Raw genomic sequence first — 23,926 nt, forward strand, 5'->3', positions numbered from 1 at the left:
CCACCCTCACCGGCCTCCACGTCTACGCAACCGCGCACGGCATCGCTCTCACGACAGAGACAAAACCACCGTGTTGATTCTTTACGAGCCCTTAGTGGCAGTCCTGCCCCGTTGTCAGGCGCTCTGGCCCGGCTCCGGTGCCGGTACGGATACGGACACGGGTACCAGCGGGGACGTCTGCGACGGGCGTCGCATCAGGTACGCCGCCCCCGCGCCCGCCCCGAACAGCGCCACCAGCGAGATGCCCGAGGCCAGCCACGTCGCGCCCAGCCACTGGCCGCCGAAGTAGCCGAGGGCCACGCTGTACGCGGCCCACGCGAGGCCCGCGAGGATCGACCACGGCAGGAACTCGCGTACGCGCCGGTGTGCGGCCCCCGCGCCCAGCGAGACCAGTGAGCGGCCCGCGGGGGCGAAGCGGGCGAGCACGACCAGCGTGCCGCCGCCGCGCGCGAGGGCCGCGCCGAGACGTTCCTGCGCCGCGCTCAGGCGCCGCGAGCGGGCGATGGCGCGGTCCAGTCGTGCGCCGCCGCGCCAGGCCAGCCGGTACGCCACCAGGTCGCCGAGGACCGACGCGGTCGCGGCGGAGAGAATCAGGGAGAGGATGTCCGGCACGTGCTGGACCGCCGCCCCGGTGCCCGCCGCGGCAGCCGTCGCCGCCGTGATGACCAGCACGCCGCTCGGCAGCACCGGCAGAAAGACGTCGAACAGGACCGACAGCGCCACCACGGCATAGATCCATTGGCTGTAGATCCAAGGGGTGCCGGACAGCGACCCCACACTCTCAAGCACCGAAACTCCCCTGTGTCTCCCCCGTAGGCCCGAACCGTGCCGTGTGCCGCGGTGTCGCGGGGGAGCGGCAGGAGCGGCCTGTGACAGCCATACAGCGTACGCCTCGGGTGGGGCAGGAGATCCACAGGGGGCTCGTGTGTTCGCCACACCATGTTCACCCGGCTGCCACACCCCCGGGGCGGACGGCCCGCACGTCCCGTACCAACGGAAAGGGGCCACCGAGCGACTGAGGAGCGGAACCGACGATGACGTCAGGCATAGAAACCGCAGTGGGTGCAGAGAGCGCAGAGAGAGCAGAGGGCATGGAAGGTGCCGCGGGTGCGGAGCGCGCGGACCGCATGGGTGGCGTCGCGGGCGCCGTCGTGCGGAAGGCCGTCGTGGTCCTCGCCGGAGCCCTCGCCTCCGTCGCGCTCGCCACCGGTACCTCGGACGCCACCGGTACCTCGGACGCCACCGGTACCTCGGACGCCACCGGTCCCGCAGACTCCGATTCCGCGCCCGGCTACCGGATGCGTACGGACGCCCGCTTCGCGCCGCCCGGCGCCTTCGTCCCGTCGGCGGCGGTCACGTACGACGGCACCGGACTCGTACCGCCCGCCGCGTGGATCGAGGTGAGCCAGCGCAGCGAGGAACGCGGGCCTACGACGGTGGCGTTGCGCGTCACGGGGCTGAAGGCGGGGCACGCGTACGGGGTTCATGTGCACCGGGAGCCGTGCGGCGCCGAGCCGGCCGCGGCGGGCGGGCACTATCAGCACCGGCCGTCCACGGACCCTGCCGCGGCCGACCCCGAGAACGAGGTCTGGCTCGACTTCACCGCGGACGACCGCGGCGAGGGCGGGGCGAGTGCGCGTCACGACTGGAACTTCCGGCGCGGCGAGGCCGCCTCCGTCGTGCTGCACGCCGAGCCGGGCGGTGCGGGCGCCCGGCTGGCGTGCTTCACCGTGCCCTTCGGGTGGGGCGGCTGACGTCATGCCCTGTGGGCAGGCCGAACCGACGTCGTGAAGGGCACGGTGAGGCCTGCGTGTCAGGCCGCGACGGGCTCCGAGGGACGGTTCTCCCCGGTCGTCGTGGACGAACGGCCGGGGAGCAGCCGGTCCAGGCCGAACGCGCCCGAGCCGGTGAAGACGAGCAGGAGCATCGACCAGCAGTACATGGCCGCGCCCTCACCGCTGTTCTCGATCGGCCACAGTGCCTCGGGCTGGTGGACCTTGAAGTACGCGTAGGCCATCGCGCCCGAGGCGATGAACGCGGCGATGCGGGTGCCGAGGCCGAGCAGGACCAGGGTGCCGCCGACGAGTTCGATGACGGCCGCGTACCAGTTGGGCCAGGCGCCGGTCTCGACGGTGGCGCCCTTGCCGTCCAGGCCGCCGAGCACGCCGAGCAGCGAGACCGCTCCGTGGCAGGCGAAGAGCAGGCCGACGACCATGCGGAACAGGCCGATCGCGTATGGCTGGGCGCTGTTGAGGCGTCCGGTCATGTGGGATGACTCCTTCGGTGTCTGTACGGCCCATGGAGGACCGGTGGGGGACGTAACCGAGTGAGTGCTCTACGTTAGGTCTGCCTATTCAATGCTTGCAAGTTCAACTTTGGGCCATGGTTTTTCCGTCGATACGGGTGTCGATTCGGGCTCTGTTTCCGCCCCCGTGCCCCGTCCGACCTCGGCGGCAGCCGTGCGCAGGACGGCCCGCGCCACCGCGTCGGCGTCCGACAGCGTGACCGAGTCCACCCCTGGACGGACCCCGGCCGCGGTCACCCAGTGCACCCCCTCCGTGGGCACCCCGAACGCGAACCGCCGCGCGTGCGGCCGACCTTGACGATCTATCAGGTGATACGGGCGCTGTGTCACGTCCAGCCCACCGGTCTCGTAGCCGTCCACCGTGTGCGGGCGGCACTGGCCCGTCTTCAGCAGCCGGGCGAGCAGCGCGTCGGCGGTGCGCCGCAGGTCGGGCTCCGGCAGCCGGGCCTCGACGAGCGTGGTCGCCGACAGGGTCGAGCCGGGTACGTCGGGGGAGTGCGCCACCCACGCCCCGTCCTCGGCCCGCACCTCCAGGCGCGGGCCGATCACCACCAGTACGCCCGCCTCGATGAGAGCCGCCATCTCCTCGATACGGCGCCGGGGCGGGCCGATGGACAGGAACGCGTTGAGCGGGGTGTACCAGCGGTCCAGGTGCTCCCGGCGCGAGGAACCCGCGAGGCCGCCGTGATCGACGATCTGCCGCAGCTCGTTGCGCAGGTCGCGCAGCACGTCCAGAGCCGCCTTGAGCGGGCCGTCGACATTGCCGAGCGCGGCCTGTTCGGCGTCCTCGCGCAGATGGGCCAGCAGCCAGCACCGGAAGTCGGCGGGGCCGGTGAAGACCCGTCCGCCGTGCGGGCGTGAGACGCGGTCCCAGGACCAGCGGTCGGCGGCGGCAACCCCGAACTCGTCGAGCACCAGAACCTCTTGAGGGTCCCGGTGCGGGACGGCGAGGAAGCGCTCACGGAAGCCGCGTACCGCCGGTGTCCCCGGGAGGTCGGCGGCGCCGCGGGCCAACAGGGTCTCGTAGTAGACCGTTTCGACCTCCTTCGCCACCAACGGCCATATCTCCGTGAGGAAGTCGGGCGCGTCGCCCGAGTCCGCGCGCTTGCGGAAGCCGGAGACGGCCTCCGGGGTGAGCACGAGCGGGAGATGACGGCCGTACGGGCCCTTCGCGTTGTCGCCGCGCGCCTGGTACGGGATGCCGCGGCGGGAGCCGGCCACCAGACGCGGCTCGCGGCCCGAGGGGAGATAGCGCGTACCGGCCGGGGTGCGCGCGAAACGGCCGCCGCGGCCCGTCGTCAACAGGGCCATGTGGTCGAAGAAGTTGAGGCCGAGGCCGCGCAGCAGGACGGTCTCGCCGGGGAGTACGGAGGAGAGGTCGAGGTCCGCCGGGTTGGCGGGCGGAACGTGGCGCAGCCCGTGCCGCTCGGCGTGCGCGGACAGCCGCTCCTGTGCCTGGTCCGCCACGGCCGGCAGATGGCCCTGGGCGAGCACCACGGCCGCCAGGCCCGTCAGGACACGGCCGTTGTCGAGCACGAGGGTCTGGAGGCCGCCGGCCGAGTTGTCGAGGCGGGTCGCGCGCGCCCGGTGCGTCTCGATCCGCAGCGCGGGCGGCGCCCCGCGGACCACCTCGCCGAAGACCCACTCCAGGTACTGGCCGTACTGGGCCCGCGTCGGATAGTCGTCCGGTCCCAGCGGGCCGACCGCCTGTCCGTCCGGCTGTCCTGCGGCCTGTCCGCCCGGTTGTCCTTCGGCCTGTCCGTCCGCCCAGGCGTGCAGGCCCGGTCCGGGGCGTATCGGGCCCGAGCAGTCCACGCTGTCGTCGGTGAAGAGGGTGACCTGGGAGGCCACGGTGTTCATCAGCAGCTCGGCGGGCTGCGCGGTGCGCCAGACGCGGCCGGGGCCCGGCGGGGAGGGATCGACGACGTGGACCGTCAGACGCGTACCGGGCGTGAGGAGTTCGGGCGCGGAGGCGCACAGGCGTTCCAGCACGCTGGTGCCGCGCGGTCCGGCGCCGACCAGGGCCACGGAGAGGCGGTCTGTTGGTTCCGACAAGGGGGTGACTCCCGGACAGGTGGGGCATGCGCGGCTCACCGCCCCGGCGGAAGCGGACGGTCCGCATCATCATGCCGTCGCACACCACGGGAACCGACCCCTGAAGCGGATCAACGGTGCTGGTTGTGGCATGCCTCACGGGACGCTCGGGACTCAAGCGCACCAAGCACCAACATCACGGGCAACACGTGCAATAGACGTACGAGACCTCGTCGGCGACAGCGTCCGGTCGGCGACAGCGTCCGGTCAGGGGCGGCGCCCGGCGAGAGGCGCGGGAAGGCGAGAGGCGCGGGGAGGCGAGGGGTGCGGGGAACTGCCCGCCCGGCCCCCCCCGCCGGGCCGGCAGCCGACCACCCGCCCCCAGGGGCACGCTCAGCTCAGGACGGACTCCGCGATCGTCCGCAACCGCGCCCCACCCCCGCGCTCCTCACGCGCGTGATCGAGTCGCAGCCGGGCCGAACGCCCGCTCAGGGTCAGCGTCATCAGCTGGTTGCCGAACCAGGGCCCGCCGGTCTTCCGCCAGTCCACCGGCGGAGCCGAAACCCTGCCGTGCCGGGTGAAACGACGGCCGAGCGCCCGCCCCACCCCGCTCCAGCCGAAGCGGAAGCCGACCCTTATGTACGGCGGGATGGAGTTGTGGACGGGTGAGCAGGTCAGCTGGACCACCCGGGCGTCGGGGCCCGCGAGGCCCTCCCGCCAGACCGGCTCGGCGACGTACGCGTGATGCACGTCCCCGGACAGCACGCAGACCGTCGCGGGCGCGTGCGGCCCCGAACCTGCCTCGGCGATCAGCTCCGCCAGCTGGTCGAAGGACGACGGGAACGCGGCCCAGTGCTCCAGGTCGGCCGCCCGCCGCAGTTTCTCCCCCCGCCGCGCCCAGCGCTCGCCCCGCTCGCCCCGGCACATCGCGGCGTTCCACGCCTCCGCGTCGTGCACGAGGTTCGGGAGCAGCCAGGGCAGGGAGGTGCCGATGAGGAGGTGGTCGTAGGCGCCGGCGCCGTCGGGGGCCTGCTCGTCGAGGACGCGGCCGTCCTGTATCTGCTCGCGCAGCCACTCCCATTCCGCCGGGTCGAGCATCGAGCGGTTCTGCTCGTCGAGGACGCGGGCGGCGCGGCTGTCGACCATCATCAGGCGGGTACGGCCGAAGTCGCGGCGGTAGCTCCAGCGGACCGAGGCCGGGTCGGCGTCGGCCCGGGCGGCGAACGCGCGCAGGGCGTCGGTGCCGTCGGGCGTGGCGCGGACCTCCTCATACAGGGGGTCCTCGGCGAGGCGGTCGGGGGAGAGGTTGCCGAGGTGCTGGTGGACCCAGTACGACATCAGGCCGCTGAGCACGCGCTCGCGCCACCAGGGGGTGTCCCGCATGTCGGAGACCCAGGCCTCGCTGGTGTTCCAGTCGTCGATGACGTCGTGGTCGTCGAAGATCATGCAGCTGGGCACGGTGGAGAGCAGCCAGCGGACCTCGGGGTCGAGCCACGATTCGTAGTAGAGGTGCGTGTACTCCTCGTAGTCCGCGACCTCGGCGCCGGGCGGCTGGTCCAGGCCGCGGCGGGCCTGCAGCCAGTGGCGGGTGGCCTTGGACACCTCGTCCGCGTACACCTGGTCGCCCAGCAGCAGGAGGACGTCCGGGCGCTCGCCCTGCGGGTCCGCGGCGATCCGGGCCGCGAGGGTGTCCAGCGCGTCCGGGCCGACCGGGTCCTTCTCGCCCTCGGGCGGTGAGGCCCATCGGCAGGAGCCGAAGGCGACGCGGACGGTCTCGTGGTCGTCCACGGGGGCGTGGATGGCCGAGGGCGGGAAGGGGGAGCCGGGGAGGGGCCAGACGCGCTCCCCGTCGAACAGCACCTCGTACGAGGTGGTCGTGCCCGGTGTCAGTCCGGTGACCGGGATCAGGGCGTAGTGGTGGCCCGACACCTGGAAGGTACGGGACTCACCGCCGGAGCCGTCCGCGCAGCGCACCTCGGCGGTGGCCGGACGGCCCGCCTCGACCCACACGGTCGCGGACGAGCCGTCGACATACCTCAGCAATGGACCCAGGCGCAGGCTCGCCACGTGATCACCCTCCTCCGTCGCCCCGTACGGTACGGAACGACGGAGGCCGGTGGGGAGGTTCCGGCGAGAGATCGCGTGAGATGGCGGGAGATCGCGAGCAGTCCGGGTCCGATCCGGGTCCGATACGGGTTACGGGCCGGGTCAGCAGCCGCTGAGGACCGAGGTGAGCTTGCTCTTCTCCGCGGAGTCGACGGAGAGGTCGTAGTAGTACTTCACCTGGACCCAGGCGCGTACGTACGTGCAGGCGTAGGCCGTGCGGGACGGCATCCACTCGGCCGGGTCCTGGTCGCTCTTCGACTGGTTCACGTTGTCCGTGACGGCGATGAGTTGGGGGCGGGTCAGGTCGTTGGCGAAGGCCTGGCGCCGCGCGGTGGTCCAGCTGTCGGCGCCGGAGTCCCAGGCCTCGGCCAGCGGCACGAGGTGGTCGATGTCGAGGTCGGAGGCGGCGGTCCAGGTGGCGCCGTCGTAGACGGAGTACCAGGAGCCGCTGGTGGCCGCGCAGGCGGAGCTGGTGACGACGTTCGTACCGTCACGCTTCAGCACGGTCTCGCGGGTGTTGCAGGTGCCGCTGATCGTGATCCAGTGCGGGAAGAGGTCGCGGTCGTACCCGGTACGGTCCTCGGTCGCCACGGTCAGCGAGGCGAGGTAGGTGCGGGCGGTGGCGGCGCTGACCGGGGTGGGCAGCGCGGCGGAGGCGGCCGGGCCGTTGAAAAGCCCGACCATGGCTATCAAACCGGCGAAGGCGGCCACTAGACTCAGCCGTCGACGCGCGTAGACCTTCGGCATGCGAACTCCCTAGGGGTGGGGGGAAGTTGACCTGCGAGCGACTGAATGCTCGCGGGGGCCGGTTTCCGGGAGATGTGCGTCAGGTGAGAAGTTAATGACGTGGGCATGACACGACAAGGTGTTCGGCGGGATTCCTGGAGCGGGCTGCCTGCTTTGTCATGTCCTCGTGCGGAATGGGAGGAGACCCCCGGGTAGCGGGATCACTCGTTTGTTTTGTACCGTGGAGAAACAAAGTGGTCCCCGCTCGCACTCCCTGACCGGCGGGCGGGGCCACCTTGTTCCCCCGGAGGTGTGCGGGGTCCTCCTCGCGCCCTGGTCCACGCTTCGACGCGCGTTCCGATCCACGCTTCGATCCCACGCCCTTTTCGATCCCACGCTTTTTGGAGCATGCCGATGACGGCCTCGACCGTGCTGACCGCCCGCGCCCTGCTGCTGGACATGGACGGCACCCTCGTCAACTCGGACGCCGTCGTCGAGCGCGTCTGGCGCCGCTGGGCCGACCGGCACGGGCTCGACGGGGACGAGGTCATGAAGGTCGTCCACGGGCGGCAGGGGTACGCGTCCATGGCCGTGCTGCTGCCGAACCGGCCCATGGAGCAGAACTACGCCGACAACGCGCGCATGCTCGCCGAGGAGACCGCCGACATGGACGGGGTCGTGGCGATCGAGGGGGCGGGGGAGTTCCTCGCGTCCCTGCGGGAGCTGGGGGTGCCGCACGCGCTCGTCACGTCGGCGGACGTCGGGCTGTCCGCCGCGCGGATGGGGGCGGCGGGGCTCGCGCTGCCCGACCTGCGGATCACCGCGGAGTCCGTGGGGGCGAGCAAGCCGGACCCCGAGGGGTTCTTGAAGGGGGCGGCGGAGTTGGGGGTCGCGCCCGAGGAGTGTGTGGTGTTCGAGGACTCGGGGGCGGGGATCTCGGCGGGGCGCTCCGCGGGGATGCGGGTGGTGGGGGTGGGGGCTCGGGCCGGGTTTCATCGGCCTGATGCGGTTGTCCGGGATCTTCGGGGGGTTCGGGTCGAGGGGTTGGAGGGTGGGGGAGTTCGGTTGCGGGTGGTGTGACGGGCCCTGTCGGGGTGGGGTGTCGTGGGGTGGAGGTTGGCTGGGGTTGTGGGTCGGGTGCGGGTCCGGTGGGGGCTGGTCGCGCAGTTCCCCGCGCCCCTAAAAGCCAAAGATTGCGCCGTTCCCCGCGCCCCTAAAAGCAACAAGACTGCGCCGTTCCCCGCGCCCCTGACCGGCGAAGGCTGCGTCGTTCCTCGCGCCCCTAAGGGTGGGGCGGGGTCAGGGTTCTGTTGTTTCTGATTCCAGGCGGGTGCGGGTTTCTTCGGTGTAGACGCCCTGTTCTTCGTCCAGGCCCCGGGTGAACTGGTAGTTGCGTACCGCGTTCTCCGTGCGGTTGTCGTAGTCGCCGTCCGCGTCGCCCACGTAGAGGGCCAACTGCTTGAGGCGCAGCTGCAGTTCGGTGACCTCGGGACCCTCGTCGCCGCGGCGCAGCACCGCCGGGCCCGCCTTGTCCGTCGGGGCGGCGGACGACGGCTCGGCGCTGACCGAGTTCTCGGGCGACGGCGCACGCGTCGTCGCGGTCGTCCTGGACGGGGTGGCCGACGCGCTCGGCGACTCCGAGGCCGACGGCGTCGGGCTCTCGCTCGCCGACGCGGACGCCGATTCCGACGCCGACTCCGACGGTGACCCGGAGTCCGACGGGGACGGCTCGTCCACCGCCGTGTCCGGCACGCTCGCGCGTATGTCGTCCGGGGCCGCGCCGTCGCGCGACGGCGACTCGTACGAGAACAGTCCGCTCGCGAACCCGGCCGCCGCGACCACGACCGCCGTGGCGCCTGCTCCCACGAGCACGAAACGACGCCGGCGGCCCGTGTTCCCGGGCGCGTCCGAGGAGTCCGCGGGGCCGTCGTAACCGTCGTCGGCGGCGGCGTGGGTGTGCGGGAAGTCGTCGGGCGGGGTGCGCTGGAGGGGGATCGCGACCGTCGCCCGGTCGTCCGGCCCGTGACCGGCCTCCGGCGCCGGAGACGCCTGCGGGCCGCTACCGGCGCCCGCCGCGGCGCCCTCCGCGTGTACTTCCAGGTCCACGTAGGGGCGGATGCGCAGCGGATCGAAGTCCTCCGCGGCCGCCGTCTCGGCGGACCGGGTCTCCAGGAGTTCGTCCGCCGCTCTGCGGGCGCAGCCGCATGTGGGGGAGCCCCCCGACTCCCTCGGTGCCCCGCATTCCGGGCATATATGACCGCTCCGGTCGCTCACGTCGTGCATCCTTCCCCGTACGAACTCCAGCGATTATGCAGACCCCCTCCACACAATCTCCCGGTTACCCCCGGAATCCCGAACTCCTGGCCGAATTCAACAGGCCATAACCGGTCACACCGACCAGGATGGAAGAGGAACGGGATTCTCGTGGCCGGGAGGTCTTCATGGCCGAGGATGCGCACGACAGCGGTGGCAGCAGGGGTGGCGGAAGGGGTGAGGGGGGCGTGCCCGACGCTCCCCCTGACGGTCTTCAGGCCCGTCATCCACGGGATCACTCGCGCGGCGCCACCGCCGTTCCTCCGCACATGCAGGGCGGGGTCCTCGTGTCGATCGGGGCGCTGCTCCTGGGGCTGCTGCTCGCCGCGCTCGACCAGACCATCGTGTCGACCGCACTGCCGACCATCGTCAGCGATCTCGGCGGGCTCGACCATCTGTCGTGGGTCGTCACGGCGTATCTGCTGGCCTCCACGGCCGCCACCCCGCTCTGGGGCAAGCTCGGCGACCAGTACGGCCGCAAGAAGCTGTTCCAGGTCGCCGTCGTGATCTTCCTGATCGGTTCGGCGCTGTGCGGCATGGCGCAGAACATGCCCCAGCTGATCGCCTTCCGCGCGCTCCAGGGCCTCGGCGGCGGCGGGCTCATCGTGCTGTCGATGGCGATCGTCGGCGACATCGTCCCGCCCCGGGAGAGGGGCAAGTACCAGGGGCTGTTCGGCGCGGTCTTCGGCGCGACCAGTGTCCTCGGGCCGCTGCTCGGAGGGCTGTTCACCGAGCATCTGAGCTGGCGCTGGGTCTTCTACATCAACCTCCCCGTCGGGATCGTCGCGCTCGCCGTCATCGCCACGGTCCTGCACATCCCGGTCCGCTCCCGGAAGCACACGATCGACTACCTCGGTACGTTCCTGATCGCGGCCGTCGCCACCTGCCTGGTCCTCGTCGCCTCGCTCGGCGGCAACACCTGGGGCTGGGGCTCGCCGCAGATCATCGGCCTCGCGGTCCTCGGCGTCGTCCTCGCCGTGGCGTTCGTGGCCGTCGAGCGCCGCGCCGCCGAGCCCGTGCTCCCGCTGAAACTGTTCGGCATCCGCACCTTCACCCTCGCCGCGGTGATCAGCTTCGTCGTCGGCTTCGCGATGTTCGGCGCGATGACGTACCTGCCGACGTTCCTGCAGGTCGTCCAGGGTGTGTCGCCCACCATGTCGGGTGTGCACATGCTGCCGATGGTGGCCGGGCTGCTGGTCTCCTCGACGGTCTCCGGCCAGATCGTCAGCCGTACGGGCCGCTGGAAGGTGTTCCCCATCGCGGGCACCGCCGTCACCGCCCTCGGGCTGCTGCTCCTGCACCGGCTCGACGTGGACAGCTCCACGGCCGAGATGAGCCTGTACTTCCTCGTCTTCGGCCTCGGACTGGGGCTGGTGATGCAGGTCCTCGTCCTGATCGTGCAGAACGCCGTCTCGTACGAGGATCTGGGCGTCGCGACCTCCGGCGCCACCTTCTTCCGGTCCATCGGTGCCTCGTTCGGCGTGGCCATCTTCGGCTCGGTCTTCACCAGCCGCCTGAGCAGCGAACTCGCCGACGTGCTCCGCGGGCAGACCCTCCCGCCCGGTGTGGGCGCCGACGCGCTCAAATCCGACCCGAAGATCATCGTCGAACTGCCGGCCGCGCTCCGGCCACCCGTCGTCGAGGCGTACGCCGTCTCCATCACGGACGTCTTCCTGTACGCGGCCCCGGTCGCCGCCGTCGGCTTCGTGCTCGCCTGGTTCCTGCGCGAGGACAGACTGCGGGGCTCGGTGACGGCGCCCGACGCCACCCAGACGCTCGCCAGCAACCCCGTGGAGCGCTCCTCGTACGACGAGGTGTGCCGTGCGCTGTCCGTGCTGGGCACCAGGGAGGGGCGGCGGCAGATCTACGAGAAGATCACCGCCCGCGCCGGGTACGACCTGCTGCCCGCCGCGAGCTGGCTGCTCCTGCGCATCAGACGCTACGGCTGGGCCGAGCCCGCCGCCCTCGCCGAACACAGCGGGGTGCCCCTGCAGATCGTCATCGCGGCCGCACGCCAGGTGGAGGAGCGGCGTCTGGGCGTACGGGAGGGACTGGACCTCGTTCTCACCGAACAGGGGCGGCAGGTGGCCGGGAGGCTGGCCGCGGCCCGGGAGGAGTCCCTCGCCGAACTCCTCGGCGACTGGTGGGGCCCGGACCGGCCCACCGACCTCGCCCAGCTCGTGACGGAACTCAACTCCGAGCTGTGCGGTTCTGACTCGGAACGGCCCTACGCGGACTCGGCGCCGAAGCCGGCCGGGCGGGCGTGGCTCGCCAAGTGAGGTGATCCAAAGCCCACTTGGGGTTCTCGTGACGTGGATCCGGCCAGGGGCCGTTTGGCAGCCGAAGTCCGGGCAACCAGACGGAAGAAGCGGCCCGCTGGGCCCAGAACCCGGAAGGCAATCCATGTCCACAGGCGTGATCATCGTTCTGATCGTGATCGTGGTGGCCGTCGTCGCCGCCGTGATCGCTCGGCTCGTGATGGCCCGCGGGGCGGGCGGAGGGCAGAGCCTGAAGCGGCGCTTCGGGCCCGAGTACGACCGGGCGCTCGCCCGGCACGACGGCGACTCGCAGGCCGCCGAGCGCGAGCTCGAGGAGCGCGTGCAGCGGCACGGTTCGCTGCAGCAGCAGCCGCTGGAGCCCGCGGCGCTCGACCGTTACACGGTCCGCTGGACCGCGATCCAGGAGCAGTTCGTCGACTCGCCGCGCGACGCCGTCGTCGAGGCGGACCGGCTGCTCGCCGAGGTGGCGGGCGCGCGAGGCTTCCCGGCGGGCGACCGCTACGAGGAGCAGCTCTCCGCGCTCTCCGTGCACCACGCGCACCACGTGAACGGCTACCGCCGTGTCCACCTGGCCGCGCACCCGAACGGCGCCGGCGCCGACCGGGCCGACACGGAGGAGCTGCGTGAGTCCCTGGTCGAGGCCCGTGCGCTCTTCGAGGCCCTGACCACCTCAGCGACCACCTCCGCGCGCGCCGACAGGGCGCAGCTGCGGAAGGCCGACGGGGACGGCGGCGAGGAAACGGCCGAGACCACTCGAACCGACAGCTCCCGCGGCCGATCGCACGCGCCGTGGGCGCTCAACAGGCGCCATGTGAAGGGGAGTTGAGACGCATGCCGGACAACAGCACGGCAGGACCTTTCAAGGATCGGCGGGACGAGCGCGATGAGCGGGGCGAGGTGACCAGGACGCCGGGTACGGGCGGCGCGGCGGGGCCCGAGGCCGGGACACGCGCCCCCGGGACGGGATCCGGCACGCGTGACGGCGCGCTGGGCGGCCGGGACACGGCGTCCCAGGAGCGCGTCCGGGACGGCCAGGACACCGTGGTCGGCGGGCGCGTTCCGGCCGGCCCGCGCACGCCGGAGCAGGACCGTTCGCCGGGGCGCGAGGGCGTCAAGGGGAAGGGTGCCGCCACTGCCGCCAGGACCACAGGTGCCACGGTCCCTGCCCCTGCCCCTGCCGCAGCCCCCGACACCGGGAGGGTCACGGGCGGCCGGAGCGGCGCGTCCCGCGAGGGCATTCTCGGCGCCGAGGCGCGGGTGAACGCGGGGACCAGGGCCGGGTCGGACTCCGGCGGGCGGCTCATGCCGCACGACGAGGGCGACAAGTGGTCGCAGCAACTCCACCACGCGGTCGCCGGGTTCGTCGACGGGCCCCGCGGCTCGGTCGAGGAGGCGGACCGGGTCCTCCAGGAGGTCGCCGAACGGTTCACCGAGGCCGTCACCCAGCGGCGCCGCGCCCTGAGCACGTCCTGGCAGAGCGGCGACGACAAGGCCGACACGGAGCAGTTGCGGCTGGCCCTGAAGGACTACCGCGAACTGACGGAACGGCTGCTGAGGATCTGACCCCGGCCGCCTGACCGCCCGGCCACCCGACCGCATCATCCGCGCAACCGGCTTGCGCGGTGGGCCGGTTGAGCCGAACCGAGTTGATTGAGCAGAGAGGCCCTGCCCGGGTGACGCACCGGGCGGGGCCTCACTCGTGGGCGCGTACGTGACACGGACCGTCGGCCCGGTCGGACGTGGTCGTCCTGAGGTCAGGCCGCGTGGCGTTCCTGCCACGCGCGGACGATCTCCTCCACGTCGTACGGCTTGAGGCCGAGCGGCGGGCCCGGTGGCGGCTTGAACATCATGTCGCGGATCTTCGCGTTGATCTCCGTGACGATCCGCCGCACCACCCGCTCCGACGGCGCCGCGGCGGCCTGCTCCAGCGCGTCCTCCGCCTCCTTGCGCAGCGCCAGCGTCGGAGGCAGCACGGACATGCCCTCGCGGGCCATCTTCTGCTTGATCCACCACAGTTCGTCGTACGAGGTGTCGGGGCCGCTCGGCAACGGCTTGCCCGCACCGACGAGTTCGGTGAACTCGCCGCGTGCCTCCGCCTCGCGGATCTGCCGGTCGACCCAGGACTCGAAGCCGACCCCGGGAGGTTTGCGCTCGGTCATACGTCCATTGTGCCGGAAGCCGTTCCGGAAGCCGTTCTGGAAGCGCTGCCGGAGGCCGCGCGGGACCGGCGAGCGGTATGCGGCCGTGCCGCACGGTATGGACTGTGCGGAGCGGTATGCGACTGTGCCGGACGTCGAACGCGTCGGCGCTCTATCATTCGGCGGCGATACGTCGCCGGGCGTCGAACACGTCCCGGCGCGGGACAATCGGAACGTCGGAACGCGGAACGTCGGAATGCGGAACGCGCGGGAACGAAGGAGCGCACGTGCTCGAACTCACCATGGCCTCGGTGTCCGGGACGGACGCCGGCGCGACGGCCGGAATGCAGATGGCCGACGCGCCGAGCGAGCCGGGCGCCGTGCTGCGGGTGGGGCGCGACCGGGGCGCGTGCCGCCTCGCGACGCCCGACGACTGGCTGTTCGTCTCGCGGGTCCACCTGGAGTTCCTGTGTGGGCCCGAGGGGACCTGGCAGGTGACCTGGCTGCGGGGCACGCACGACGACCCGTCGTCCGAGGTGCGGTTCTCGCTGGTCGGCGGAGGCGGCGGAGTCCTGCAGCCGCTGCCGTACGGCGGGACGGCCAAGCTGCCCATGGGCGGATCGGGCGAACTGGTCATCCACGACCGTACGGGCCCGCGCAGCGTGAACGTGGGCTTCTACCACGAGGTCTGAGGCCCACGGGGCTTGAGGCCCACGAGGTCCGACGCCCCCGGGGTACGGGAGAGCGCTGAGCGCGCCGCCTACGGCAGTACGCGTGCCAGCGCGAACCCGTCGTACCCCTTCACTCCCACCGTCTGGATCGCCGTGGCGGTCACCTTGGGGTGCGCGGCGAAGAGGTCGAGCGCCTCGCGGGTGCCGCGCACACTCGGGTCGTCGGTGGTGGCGTCGGTGACGGCGCCCTCGCGGACGACGTTGTCGAGGATGATCAGGCTGCCCGGCCGGGTGAGCTTCAGCGCCCACTCCACATAGCGCGGATTGTTCACCTTGTCGGCGTCGATGAAGACCACGTCGAAGGGTGCGGGGTCCTCGTCGGCCAGCGTCTGCAGGCCGATCAGGGCAGGTCCCACCCGAACCTCGGTGATCTTGTCCAGACCGGCCCGTGCGAGGTTGTGCCGGGCCACCTCGGCGTGCTGTTCGCTGTACTCCAGGGTGATCAGCCGGCCGTCCGCGGGGAGGGCGCGGGCCAGCCAGATCGTGCTGTAGCCGCCGAGCGTGCCGATCTCCAGGATGCGGGTCGCGCCCTGGATCACGGCGAGGAGATGCAGCAGTTTGCCCTGGTTGGGGGCGACGTTGATCTGGGGAAGTCCGGCGGCGTCGCTGTCGCGCAGTGCTTCGGTCAGGGTGGCGTCCGGCGGGGCGAGGAGCCCGGTGAAGTAGTCGTCCACCTCGCGCCAGAGCTGCGGCTCGGTCATGCGGTAAACCTTTCGTCTGTCTAGTTAGACGTGCTAACTAGTTCCGTAGCCGAATATAGCCGGTTCCCGGCGGCTTGGGTGGTTGTATTCCCGTCACGGCCGCGCGTGGCGGCGTGACGGCGGCTCTCTTCGGCCTTACAACACCTCCATCGGGACAAAAGAATGGAGGACGTCAGGTGAAGAGGGGGTTGCCCGCGTCTCACATCGGAGGTGGTGCGAGCCTCTTAGAGTTCGAACAGGAAACAGACGCACGGGACCCCCGGGACTCTTGGGGCCCATGGGGCGTAGAGGACGAACGGGGCGGGAGGGCCGACGGCACGTGGCAAATGTGGAGCACGGCGGACGACCAGGTGATCCCTTCGGGGCGACGGCGCCCGAGGCGGCCAGAGCACGACTGGGCATGGTCCGCGTGGGCCTGTGGCTCATCGCCGCGGTCCTGGCCGTACGACAGGTCGCCGTCGTCCTGAGTACGCCCCGGGGCGAGCGCCTGACGGACCTGGAGACCTGGGTCGGACCCGACGGCGTGCTGCATGTGAACGGTTCGCTGTACGACTCGACGCGCTTCACCGGCACACCCTTCGGCGGACTCGTCCTCAAGCCTCTCACCAAGGCGGCCGAACAGGCCCTCGGCTGGGGCTGGACCTTCGGCACCCTGCTGCTGGTGGTCGCCCTCGGCATGGTCGCCGCCCGCGCCCTCCCGCAGCCGGTGAGCCGCCGTACGGCGTTGCTGGCCGCCCCCGTCGCCATCAGCCTGCTGATGCTGTCCCTGCCCGTGCGCAACACCCTCTACCTCGGCCAGACCAGCATCATCCCGGTCCTGCTCGTGCTCCTCGGCTGCTTCGCCGTGCGCGGGGAGCGGGCGAGCGGGGTGCTGATCGGCCTCGCCGCGGCCCTGCAGCCCACCGTCCTGCTGTTCGCGCCGCTCCTGTGGTTCACCGGCCGCCGCCGGGCCGCCGTCTCCTCCGGACTCACCTTCGCCGCGCTCACCGCGCTCGCGTGGGCCGCGATGCCGCACGACTCGTACACGTACTGGGTGCATCACCTGGCCGGGGTCGGGCTCGGGCGGCCCGCCGACGATCTCGCCAACCAGTCGCTGCACGGGGCGCTGCTGCGGCTCGGCATGGAGGGGCCGCTGGAGATCGGGCTCTTCCTGGTGCTCGGCACCGCCGTCGCCGTGCTCGGTCTGCGCCGCGCGGTGCGCTACGCCCGCGACGGGCAGCTGCTGCTCGCGGTCGCGGTCACCGGCTGCGTCGCCGTCGCCGTCGCGCCGACCACCTGGCAGCACCAGCTGCTGTGGGTGCTGCTCGCGCTGGTCGGCCGCGTCGGCAAGAAGGCGGGCGACCGGTACGTGTGGCCGGTCGCCGTCATCCTGGTGATGACCCTGCCGGCCAAGATGATGCTGCCGAACATGGAGTCGCTGTACCCGCTGCGCGACAACGTCGTGCTGCTCGCCGCCCTCGCCGCCGCGACCGTGGTTCCGTTTCTGTCCCGTACGTCGGAGTACTACCGCTCGCCCGTCCCGACCGAGTACGCGCGGCCGGTGCCCACCCGGTTCAGGCACGTCCCGCTGCTGCCCTTCCTGCGCCGGGTCCTCACCCGGCCGAACCTCCTGCTCGAACTGCTGCTGATCCGCGTCGGCTACTCCGCGTACCAGCAGGTCAGGCTCGCGGCGACCGGCGGCACCAACACCGGGGGCCGCGCCACCGCCGAACAGCACGGCGAGCAGATCCACTCGATCGAGAAGTTCCTCTTCATCGACATCGAGCACTGGGTCAACCACGCGGTCGTGAAGGTCGGGTGGCTGGAGGACTTCTTCAACTTCTACTACACGTCGTTCCACTTCGTGGTCCCGCTGACCGTGCTCGGCGTCCTGTACGCCCGTCGGCCCGCCGAGTACCGCTGGGCCCGCGCGGCACTCGGTTTCGCCACGCTGTTCGCGCTCGTCGGGTTCTGGCTCTATCCGCTGGCCCCGCCGCGGCTGATGCCCGGCCTCGGCTTCATCGACACCGTGCACGGTGTGCAGGACTTCTCCCAGCCGGACTACGGGACGCTGACCGCGCTCACCAACCAGTACGCGGCGATGCCCTCGCTGCACTTCGGCTGGTCGCTGTGGTGCGGGCTCGTCATCGCGATCATCGCCCCGAAGTGGTGGATGAAGGCCCTCGGGCTGCTGCACCCGCTGTTCACGGTCTCCGCGATCGTGGCGACCGGCAACCACTGGGTGCTGGACGCGGTGGGCGGCGCGGCCGTCGTCGGCGCCGGCTTCGGACTGACCTACCTGCTCCAGGGGCCCAGGCCCCGCCCGCACGCGCTCACGAAGACGGCGGAAGGAGCCTCCGGGGAGGCCGCAGTCGCGGAGAAGGGCGGGGAAGCCGCGGACGCGGAGGCGGTCAGCACCGCGGGGCCGGGCCCGGCGAAGGGCCGTACCCCGAGCTGATCCGGTACTCGCCCGGCTCGGTCACCGTCAGCCGCGTGAACTCGCCCTCCTTTTCGAGGCAGCCCCCCTCGGCGTACAGCCAGGGCGAGAACGCGACCCGTACGGTCACCGGGCCGGGGCGCGGGACCCGCACCACGACCGCCGCGCTGTCGGCCCGGACGACCGAGGCGGGCGCCGACACCAGCGGTACCGCCCCGCGCACCCGGTACACCCGCCAGTTCGGGTCGCGCCACACCGGCTCCAGCCACGGCGTGCCACCCCTGACCAGGCGCGCCTCGTCCTCCGCGAAGCCGTCCGGCTTGCCCTCGGGCAGCACCACGAAGCCGACGGCCCACCGGTCGAGCCATTCCCGGTACGTCTTCTCCGAGAACGTCCCGTCGTAGAAGAGCCGGCCCCGCTCCATGTCCAGCTGCCGGTTCCAGCCCCGCGCCAGGTTCACGTGCGGGGCCAGCGCGGTGGCCTCGCGGTGGTTGCGGGCCGGGACCACCTCGACGCGCGTACGGTCCGCGCCGAGCCGGCCCAGGGCCTCCACGACGCTGGTGGTGTCGTGGGCCCAGGCGGGCACCACGGTCGACACCGCCAGATCGTCGACGGTCTTCTTGGCGACCCAGCCCACGGAGAACACCAGCGCCATGGTCAGCGCGACGCGCCGCCTCCGCTGGGCGGGCCCCGAGCTCGGCACCGCGAGCAGCGCGGCCAGCAGCGCCGCCGGGGCGAACAGCTCCGCCAGCCGCTCCACGTTCGTGCCGACCGGCGAGGGCACCAGGTAGGTGAGGACCGTCCCCGCCGCGTACACGACCGCGCCCCAGCGCAGGACCCGCCAGCCGCGCGGGGCCAGCGTCAGCACGACGAGACCGATCAGGACCGGCGGCCAGATCCGGGCGGCGGGCATCAGCTGCTCGCCGGCGAACGGGAAGAGCAGGGTCGTCGCGCCGACCACCACGACCGGCGGTGCGATCAGCGCGGCGGCCCGCGCCCGGTCCCGTACGAGGGCGTAGCCGGCGCCCGCGACGACGAGGAACAGGCCGGCGACCGGGCTGGCCATGGTCGCGAGCGCCGCGTACGCCCACGCCAGCGGCAGGCGCCGCTCCCGGGTCAGCAGGACGCAGGCGGCGAGTCCGAGCGCGACGCCGAGCGCGAACGTCGTACGCCCCGACGCGACGTTGCACCACAGGGCCAGCGACGCGAGCAGCGCGGGGCCCAGGGGGCGGCGGATTCCCGTACGGACGATGAGGGCCGCGGCCAGCCAGGCGGCCAGCAGCCCGGCCGCCACGGTGACCGTGCGCACACCGAAGGCGGCCATCAGATAGGGCGAGATCAGGCTGTAGTTGGCGGTGTGCATCCCGCCGTACCAGAACAGGCTGTACGCCGAGCCGCCGTGCCGGGACGCGAAGTCGGCCCAGGCCTCCTGCGCGGCCAGATCGCCGCCGCCGGTGGCCAGGAACAGCCACCACACCACGTACAGCGGGACGGTCGGCAGGGTGGCGAGGAGCGGCACGCGGTGCCGTGTCCACACCGGCTCCCAAACCGGTCGGAGGCCCCGCTTCCGGGCGGTCCACACGCCCTCCTGTCGGACGGGGGACAGTTCGGCTGGGACCACGGCTCGGCGTTTCCGTTCGAAGTCTTCGAAGGTGTGGGTTGGCTGTGCCACCTGTGAAGACGCTCGGCGGATCGAAATCGTTCACCGAGTCCCGAAATGTTCGCCGATCGGGGGAGGATCCGGTCGGCCCGGCGGGATTCTTCGGCCGGCACGGTTCAGTCGACGCCGACCTGCAGTTCCTTCACGCCGTTGATCCAGGCCGAGCGCAGCCGGCGCGGGTCGCCGACCAGACGGACGCCGGGCATCGCGTCGGCGATCGCGTTGAAGATGAGGTCGATCTCCAGGGTGGCGAGGGATTTGCCGAGGCAGAAGTGCGGGCCGCCGCCCCCGAAGCCGAGGTGCGGGTTCGGGTCGCGGTGGACGTCGAAGACCTCCGGTGTGTCGAAGACCTCCGGGTCGTTGTTGGCGGACGAGTAGAAGAGGCCGACGCGGTCGCCCTTCCTGATCTGCTTGCCGCCCAGTTCGGTGTCCTGGGTCGCGGTGCGCTGGAAGGCGACGATGGGGGTGGCCCAGCGGACGATCTCCTCCGCGGCGGTCGCCGGGCGCTCCCGCTTGTAGAGGTCCCACTGGTCGGGGTGGGTGAGGAAGGCGTGCATGCCGTGCGTGATGGCGTTACGGGTCGTCTCGTTGCCCGCGACGGCCAGCATCAGGACGAAGAAGCCGAACTCGTCGGAGGCGAGGTTGCCCTCGTCCTCGGCGGCCACCAGCGTGGTGACGATGTCCTTGGCGGGGCACTGCTTGCGGTCGGCCGACATGTTCATCGCGTAGGCGAGGATCTCGGTGGCGGCCTCCTGGCCGATCTCCTCGGTGATCGCGTACTCCGGGTCGTCGTACGCGATCATCTTGTTGGACCAGTCGAAGATCTTGGCGCGGTCGTCCTGCGGGATGCCGATGAGTTCCGCGATCGCCTGGAGGGGCAGCTCGCTGGCGACCTCGGTGACGAAGTCGAAGGAGCCGCCGGGGCCGGCGTTCGTGAGTGCGGTCGCGACGATCCGGCTCGCGCGGTCGTGCAGGTTCTGCTCCAGGGCGCGGATGGCGCGCGGGGTGAAGCCGCGCTGGACGATCTGGCGGACCCGGGTGTGCTCGGGCGGGTCCATGTTGAGCAGGATCAGCCGCTGGGCGTCGATCGCGTCCCGCTCCATGTGCGGGCCGAAGCGGATGATCGCGGTGTTGAGGGTGGAGGAGAACAACTCCGGGTGCGTGGAGACGTACTTGACGTCCGCGTGCCGGGTCACGGCCCAGTAGCCCTCGTCCTGGAAGCCGGCGACGTTGGCCGGCTGCGGGATCCAGCGGACCGGTTCGGCCTGGCGCAGCTCGGCGAACTCCGGGAGGGGCACGCGGTGGTGCAGCACATCGGGGTCGGTGAAATCGAACCCGTCGGGCAGCGCTGGACAGGGCATGGGCAACTCCAGGTCGTGAAGTCCAGGTCGTACGACGGTCGGGTTCTGACGGTCCATCAGGCACCGGGAATTGCCGTGAAGGTAGTAACGGGTTCTACAAGAGGCAAGAGGCGCGGCACCCCGAATCTCGATGCGTGCCTCCTTTCCGCCTGGGGTCCACTTCTGTGCAAGCTCCGTGCAGATCGCGACTTCGGGAGCTGCACGACCCTTGCGGTGGCGGACGCCGGGTCAGCAGACTGCACACAGAACTAGAACGCGTACTAGTTCAGCGTGGCGGGTGGGCCGGGACGCCCGCGCCGCGCGGGTGACCCGAGGAGAGGAACTCCCCATGGCCGCGGAACCCGTGATCGTCGAAGCCGTACGCACCCCCATCGGCAAGCGCGGTGGCGCGCTCGCCAATCTGCATCCCGCCTATCTGCTGGGCGAGACCTACCGTGAACTCCTCGGCCGTACCGGCATCCACGCGGACTGCGTCGAGCAGATCGTCGGCGGCACGGTGACGCACGCCGGTGAGCAGTCCATGAACCCCGCCCGCACGGCCTGGCTCACGATGGGACTGCCGTACGAGACGGCGGCGACCACGGTCGACTGCCAGTGCGGTTCCTCGCAGCAGGCCTCGCACATGGTCGCCAACATGGTCGCGGCCGGCGTCATCGACGTCGGGATCTCGTGCGGCGTCGAGGCCATGTCGCGGGTGCCGCTGGGCTCCGGGTCCAAGCACGGGCCGGGCAAGCCGTTCCCCGACGAGTCGAACGTGGACCTGCCGAACCAGTTCGAGGCGGCGGAGCGGATCGCCCGCCACCGCGGGCTGACGCGCGAGAACGTGGACTCGCTCGGGCTCATCTCCCAGGAGCGCGCGGCCGTCGCCTGGTCCGAGGAACGCTTCAAGCGCGAGACGTTCGCCGTGCAGGTACCCACGACCGAGGACGAGCAGCGCGCCGGGCAGGGCATGTGGCGGCTCGTCGACCGCGACGAGGGCCTGCGCGACACGTCCATGGAGGCCCTGGCGAAACTCAAGCCGGTCATGCCCACGGCCGTCCACACGGCCGGCAACTCCTCCCAGATCTCCGACGGCGCCTGCGCGATCATGTGGGCGTCGAAACGGATGGCACGGGCGCTGAAGCTGCGCCCGCGCGCCCGGATCGTGGCCCAGGCGCTGGTCGGCTCCGACCCGCACTTCCACCTCGACGGACCGATCGACGCGACGAAGGCCGTCCTGGGCAAGGCCGGGATGACGCTGAAGGACATCGACATCGTCGAGATCAACGAGGCTTTCGCGTCGGTGGTGTTGAGCTGGACCCAGGTCTTCGGGCAGGACCTGGCGAAGGTGAACGTGAACGGCGGCGCGATCGCGCTCGGGCACCCGGTGGGCGCCACCGGAGCACGCCTCATCACCACGGCACTCCACGAACTGGAGCGCAGGGACAAGGAGTTCGCGCTGATCGTGATGTGCGCGGGCGGGGCGCTGTCGACGGGGACGATCATTCAGCGGCTCTGAGCGCAGGGAGCGTCGGTCGCTGGGACTAGGCCCTGTCGTCAAATTCCCGCCTGCCGGGCGACGCCTGGCACGCTCCCCCAGCCTCCGGCCGGGGGGACCCCCACTCGCCGCACCGGGCGAAAGCCCAAGTACGTCCAGTACGCGGGCTTCCGCCCGGCACACCGAGAGCACGCACCAGACGCCGCCCGGCCCGCCCTCCGGGCGGACGTCGGGAATTTGACGACAGGCCCTAGGACTCGCGCCTCATGCGGGCCGCGGCCCTGCTGGCTAGGTTCGACGACCATGCGGATGATGGGAACGGAGCCTCGGCCCACGCCGGAGCGCAGACGCGACACGCTGGAACGGCTCGACGCGGAGCGGGACGTCTGGGTGTCGACGTCCCATCCGGAGCACGGGCCGCACCAGGTGCCTCTGTGGTTCCGGTGGGACGGACGCGCGCTCTGGATGTGCACCGGCGCGACCTCCGTGACCGTACGGAACGTCCGTGCGGAGCCGCGGGTGCGCCTGGCGCTGCCGGACACCTTCGACGTGGTGCTTCTCCAGGGCGAGGCGGAATGCTTCCCCGACGACCGGGTGCACCCGGACGCGGCGGAGGGGTTCGCCGGCAAGTTCGGCTGGGACCCGCGCGCCGAGGAGGGGTCCTTCGTATATGTGCGCGTGGTGCCGAGGACCGTGCGCGCCTGGCGTGGCGAGCCGGAACTGCGCGGCAGGGTCGTCATGCGCGACGGCACCTGGGTGGGTCACCCCCGCCCGGGCGAGGGTGACCCGCGGACCGGCGACCAGGTCTCGCCCGGCAGGCGGGAATGTGACGACAGGCCCTAGGCGCGTGGCAGTGAGGTGTTGGTGATCGGGAGCGACTCGCTTGCGCCGGACACGTACAGGTCCCGCGGGGCCGTTTGCGGGGTGAACGTGTCGTCGTAGTCGCGGACTCGTGCGAGCAGCATGAAGGTGCCGTCGGCCCTGGTGGTCGTCTTCATGCGGTACTGGCCCTCCGAGTAGGTCTGCAGGAAGACCTCGGTGTCACCGGGCCCGACCCCCTTGGGGAGGGTGACCCTGCCCTGGACGATGAGGATGTCGCCCGCCTTCAGTCTCTTCCTGTTGACGGTGTAGGCGACGGAACTGGACCTGGCGTCGGCGGTCACGGTGGTGTCGGCGAAGTAGCCGTCCTGCGGGGTGTTCAGGTCGCCGTCCTCGTCGTAGAAGGCCGTGATCTGCACCCCCTGCTGGACGTTGAGCAGACTGCTCGTGCCCACGTGGTCGATGGCGACGTCCGGGATCGTGAACCTGCCGTCGGCGTCGCTGACCGGCCTGCCCAGTTCGCGCGGCTCGTAGTACGTGGGGTCGATCGGGTCGCCCCACGGGTTCCAGGTGGTGAAGCGGACGACTTCCTCGACGGTGACGGGGATGTGGGGCGCCGGGGTGCCGTCCGCCTTCGTGACGGTACCGGTGACGTCGACGCGGCGGTTGTCGTGGTCGGTGGTGGCCGGATCGGTGCTCACGGTCAGGACGTAGGCGTCGCCGGGTGCGGCGTCCGCGGAGTTCGCGGAGGCGGCGGGCGCGGACAGGGCTCCGGTGGTGAGCAGGAGCGCGGCGAGGGCGGCGAGCCGCGTCGGCAGGGACTTCCTGGGCACAGGTCAACTCCGGGTTCGGTCGGGACT

20 protein-coding genes are annotated in these 23,926 nt (G+C 71.6%); 9 read left to right on the forward strand and 11 right to left on the reverse strand.

The features are described 5' to 3' along the window. Positions 1 to 114: 114 nt before the first annotated feature. Positions 115 to 789 carry a DedA family protein gene (locus ACZ60E_RS43475; protein WP_384807493.1) on the reverse strand — a complete coding sequence of 225 codons (675 nt, stop codon included), beginning with the start codon at positions 787 to 789 and terminating at the stop codon, positions 115 to 117. Between the two features lie 338 nt (positions 790 to 1,127). Between ACZ60E_RS43475 and ACZ60E_RS43480 the strand changes: the two genes are divergently transcribed. Continuing rightward, complete coding sequence (locus ACZ60E_RS43480) at positions 1,128 to 1,754, forward strand: superoxide dismutase family protein (protein ID WP_469447943.1); 627 nt, start codon at positions 1,128 to 1,130, stop codon at positions 1,752 to 1,754. A 59-nt stretch (positions 1,755 to 1,813) separates the two neighbouring features. Here ACZ60E_RS43480 and ACZ60E_RS43485 read toward each other — a convergent pair whose 3' ends face one another. The 4 genes from ACZ60E_RS43485 to ACZ60E_RS43500 all read right to left on the reverse strand — a co-directional run bounded on the left by ACZ60E_RS43485 (position 1,814) and on the right by ACZ60E_RS43500 (position 7,192). Beyond that, positions 1,814 to 2,266, reverse strand: a complete 453-nt coding sequence (locus ACZ60E_RS43485; protein ID WP_384807495.1) for a DoxX family protein — start codon at positions 2,264 to 2,266, stop codon at positions 1,814 to 1,816. Positions 2,267 to 2,350: 84 nt separating this feature from the next. Beyond that, positions 2,351 to 4,360 carry an FAD/NAD(P)-binding protein gene (locus tag ACZ60E_RS43490; RefSeq protein WP_469447883.1) on the reverse strand — a complete coding sequence of 670 codons (2,010 nt, stop codon included), beginning with the start codon at positions 4,358 to 4,360 and terminating at the stop codon, positions 2,351 to 2,353. A gap of 372 nt (positions 4,361 to 4,732) precedes the next feature. Then, positions 4,733 to 6,406 (reverse strand): alkaline phosphatase D family protein, encoded by a 1,674-nt coding sequence (locus tag ACZ60E_RS43495; RefSeq protein WP_469447885.1) that lies wholly within the window; start codon positions 6,404 to 6,406, stop codon positions 4,733 to 4,735. 141 nt (positions 6,407 to 6,547) lie between these two features. Further along, positions 6,548 to 7,192, reverse strand: a complete 645-nt coding sequence (locus ACZ60E_RS43500) for an HNH endonuclease family protein (protein ID WP_384807500.1) — start codon at positions 7,190 to 7,192, stop codon at positions 6,548 to 6,550. A gap of 387 nt (positions 7,193 to 7,579) precedes the next feature. On the opposite strand from ACZ60E_RS43500, the gene ACZ60E_RS43505 reads away from it, so the two are divergent. Beyond that, on the forward strand, positions 7,580 to 8,251 hold the full coding sequence (locus ACZ60E_RS43505; RefSeq protein WP_384807502.1) for an HAD family hydrolase: 672 nt from the start codon (positions 7,580 to 7,582) through the stop codon (positions 8,249 to 8,251). A gap of 219 nt (positions 8,252 to 8,470) precedes the next feature. On the opposite strand, the gene ACZ60E_RS43510 is transcribed toward ACZ60E_RS43505, so the two are convergent. Then, on the reverse strand, positions 8,471 to 9,445 hold the full coding sequence (locus tag ACZ60E_RS43510) for a peptidoglycan-binding domain-containing protein (protein WP_469447888.1): 975 nt from the start codon (positions 9,443 to 9,445) through the stop codon (positions 8,471 to 8,473). Between the two features lie 308 nt (positions 9,446 to 9,753). Here ACZ60E_RS43510 and ACZ60E_RS43515 point away from each other — a divergent pair, with 308 nt between their 5' ends. The 3 genes from ACZ60E_RS43515 to ACZ60E_RS43525 all read left to right on the forward strand — a co-directional run bounded on the left by ACZ60E_RS43515 (position 9,754) and on the right by ACZ60E_RS43525 (position 13,326). Then, positions 9,754 to 11,763 carry an MDR family MFS transporter gene (locus ACZ60E_RS43515; RefSeq protein WP_469447945.1) on the forward strand — a complete coding sequence of 670 codons (2,010 nt, stop codon included), beginning with the start codon at positions 9,754 to 9,756 and terminating at the stop codon, positions 11,761 to 11,763. 124 nt (positions 11,764 to 11,887) lie between these two features. Next, the gene (locus tag ACZ60E_RS43520) at positions 11,888 to 12,589 is read left to right on the forward strand and encodes a hypothetical protein (RefSeq protein ID WP_384807508.1); all 702 of its coding nucleotides are present in this window, start codon (positions 11,888 to 11,890) and stop codon (positions 12,587 to 12,589) included. 5 nt (positions 12,590 to 12,594) lie between these two features. Further along, the gene (locus ACZ60E_RS43525; protein WP_469447891.1) at positions 12,595 to 13,326 is read left to right on the forward strand and encodes a hypothetical protein; all 732 of its coding nucleotides are present in this window, start codon (positions 12,595 to 12,597) and stop codon (positions 13,324 to 13,326) included. Between the two features lie 191 nt (positions 13,327 to 13,517). On the opposite strand, the gene ACZ60E_RS43530 is transcribed toward ACZ60E_RS43525, so the two are convergent. Beyond that, complete coding sequence (locus ACZ60E_RS43530; RefSeq protein ID WP_469447893.1) at positions 13,518 to 13,922, reverse strand: DnaJ family domain-containing protein; 405 nt, start codon at positions 13,920 to 13,922, stop codon at positions 13,518 to 13,520. Between the two features lie 266 nt (positions 13,923 to 14,188). On the opposite strand from ACZ60E_RS43530, the gene ACZ60E_RS43535 reads away from it, so the two are divergent. Then, entirely contained in the window at positions 14,189 to 14,593 is a 405-nt protein-coding gene (locus ACZ60E_RS43535; RefSeq protein ID WP_384807514.1) for a hypothetical protein, read from the forward strand. A 68-nt stretch (positions 14,594 to 14,661) separates the two neighbouring features. Here ACZ60E_RS43535 and ACZ60E_RS43540 read toward each other — a convergent pair whose 3' ends face one another. Further along, a complete protein-coding gene (locus ACZ60E_RS43540; RefSeq protein ID WP_469447895.1) occupies positions 14,662 to 15,333 on the reverse strand; it encodes an O-methyltransferase in 672 nt (223 codons plus the stop codon). 319 nt (positions 15,334 to 15,652) lie between these two features. Between ACZ60E_RS43540 and ACZ60E_RS43545 the strand changes: the two genes are divergently transcribed. Further along, a complete protein-coding gene (locus tag ACZ60E_RS43545; RefSeq protein WP_469447897.1) occupies positions 15,653 to 17,770 on the forward strand; it encodes a bifunctional glycosyltransferase 87/phosphatase PAP2 family protein in 2,118 nt (705 codons plus the stop codon). Here the strand turns inward: ACZ60E_RS43545 and ACZ60E_RS43550 are convergent. Continuing rightward, complete coding sequence (locus tag ACZ60E_RS43550; RefSeq protein WP_469447899.1) at positions 17,724 to 19,331, reverse strand: hypothetical protein; 1,608 nt, start codon at positions 19,329 to 19,331, stop codon at positions 17,724 to 17,726. The two genes, ACZ60E_RS43545 and ACZ60E_RS43550, sit on opposite strands and share 47 nt — an antisense overlap. Before the next feature lie 194 nt (positions 19,332 to 19,525). Beyond that, entirely contained in the window at positions 19,526 to 20,770 is a 1,245-nt protein-coding gene (locus tag ACZ60E_RS43555) for a cytochrome P450 (RefSeq protein ID WP_469447900.1), read from the reverse strand. A gap of 328 nt (positions 20,771 to 21,098) precedes the next feature. Between ACZ60E_RS43555 and ACZ60E_RS43560 the strand changes: the two genes are divergently transcribed. Together ACZ60E_RS43560 and ACZ60E_RS43565 are read left to right on the forward strand one after the other, a co-directional pair. After that, positions 21,099 to 22,268: a steroid 3-ketoacyl-CoA thiolase gene (locus tag ACZ60E_RS43560; protein ID WP_384807522.1), complete on the forward strand. Its 1,170-nt coding sequence runs from the start codon at positions 21,099 to 21,101 to the stop codon at positions 22,266 to 22,268. A 282-nt stretch (positions 22,269 to 22,550) separates the two neighbouring features. Further along, a complete protein-coding gene (locus ACZ60E_RS43565) occupies positions 22,551 to 23,090 on the forward strand; it encodes a pyridoxamine 5'-phosphate oxidase family protein (protein ID WP_469447902.1) in 540 nt (179 codons plus the stop codon). Here ACZ60E_RS43565 and ACZ60E_RS43570 read toward each other — a convergent pair. Further along, the gene (locus tag ACZ60E_RS43570; RefSeq protein WP_469447904.1) at positions 23,087 to 23,899 is read right to left on the reverse strand and encodes an acyl carrier protein; all 813 of its coding nucleotides are present in this window, start codon (positions 23,897 to 23,899) and stop codon (positions 23,087 to 23,089) included. The genes ACZ60E_RS43565 and ACZ60E_RS43570 overlap by 4 nt on opposite strands. Between the last annotated feature and the right edge of the window lie 27 nt (positions 23,900 to 23,926).

The organism is Streptomyces sp. NPDC102514 (assembly GCF_055584525.1).

Coding starts and splice junctions, on each gene's coding strand:
- ACZ60E_RS43540 (WP_469447895.1), bottom strand. CDS start 15,333: ATGACCGAGCCGCAGCTCTGGCGCGAGGTGGACGACTACTTCACCGGG.
- ACZ60E_RS43505 (WP_384807502.1), top strand. CDS start 7,580: ATGCCGATGACGGCCTCGACCGTGCTGACCGCCCGCGCCCTGCTGCTG.
- ACZ60E_RS43525 (WP_469447891.1), top strand. CDS start 12,595: ATGCCGGACAACAGCACGGCAGGACCTTTCAAGGATCGGCGGGACGAG.
- ACZ60E_RS43515 (WP_469447945.1), top strand. CDS start 9,754: ATGCAGGGCGGGGTCCTCGTGTCGATCGGGGCGCTGCTCCTGGGGCTG.
- ACZ60E_RS43500 (WP_384807500.1), bottom strand. CDS start 7,192: ATGCCGAAGGTCTACGCGCGTCGACGGCTGAGTCTAGTGGCCGCCTTC.
- ACZ60E_RS43530 (WP_469447893.1), bottom strand. CDS start 13,922: ATGACCGAGCGCAAACCTCCCGGGGTCGGCTTCGAGTCCTGGGTCGAC.
- ACZ60E_RS43485 (WP_384807495.1), bottom strand. CDS start 2,266: ATGACCGGACGCCTCAACAGCGCCCAGCCATACGCGATCGGCCTGTTC.
- ACZ60E_RS43565 (WP_469447902.1), top strand. CDS start 22,551: ATGCGGATGATGGGAACGGAGCCTCGGCCCACGCCGGAGCGCAGACGC.
- ACZ60E_RS43555 (WP_469447900.1), bottom strand. CDS start 20,770: ATGCCCTGTCCAGCGCTGCCCGACGGGTTCGATTTCACCGACCCCGAT.
- ACZ60E_RS43560 (WP_384807522.1), top strand. CDS start 21,099: ATGGCCGCGGAACCCGTGATCGTCGAAGCCGTACGCACCCCCATCGGC.
- ACZ60E_RS43480 (WP_469447943.1), top strand. CDS start 1,128: ATGGGTGGCGTCGCGGGCGCCGTCGTGCGGAAGGCCGTCGTGGTCCTC.
- ACZ60E_RS43520 (WP_384807508.1), top strand. CDS start 11,888: ATGTCCACAGGCGTGATCATCGTTCTGATCGTGATCGTGGTGGCCGTC.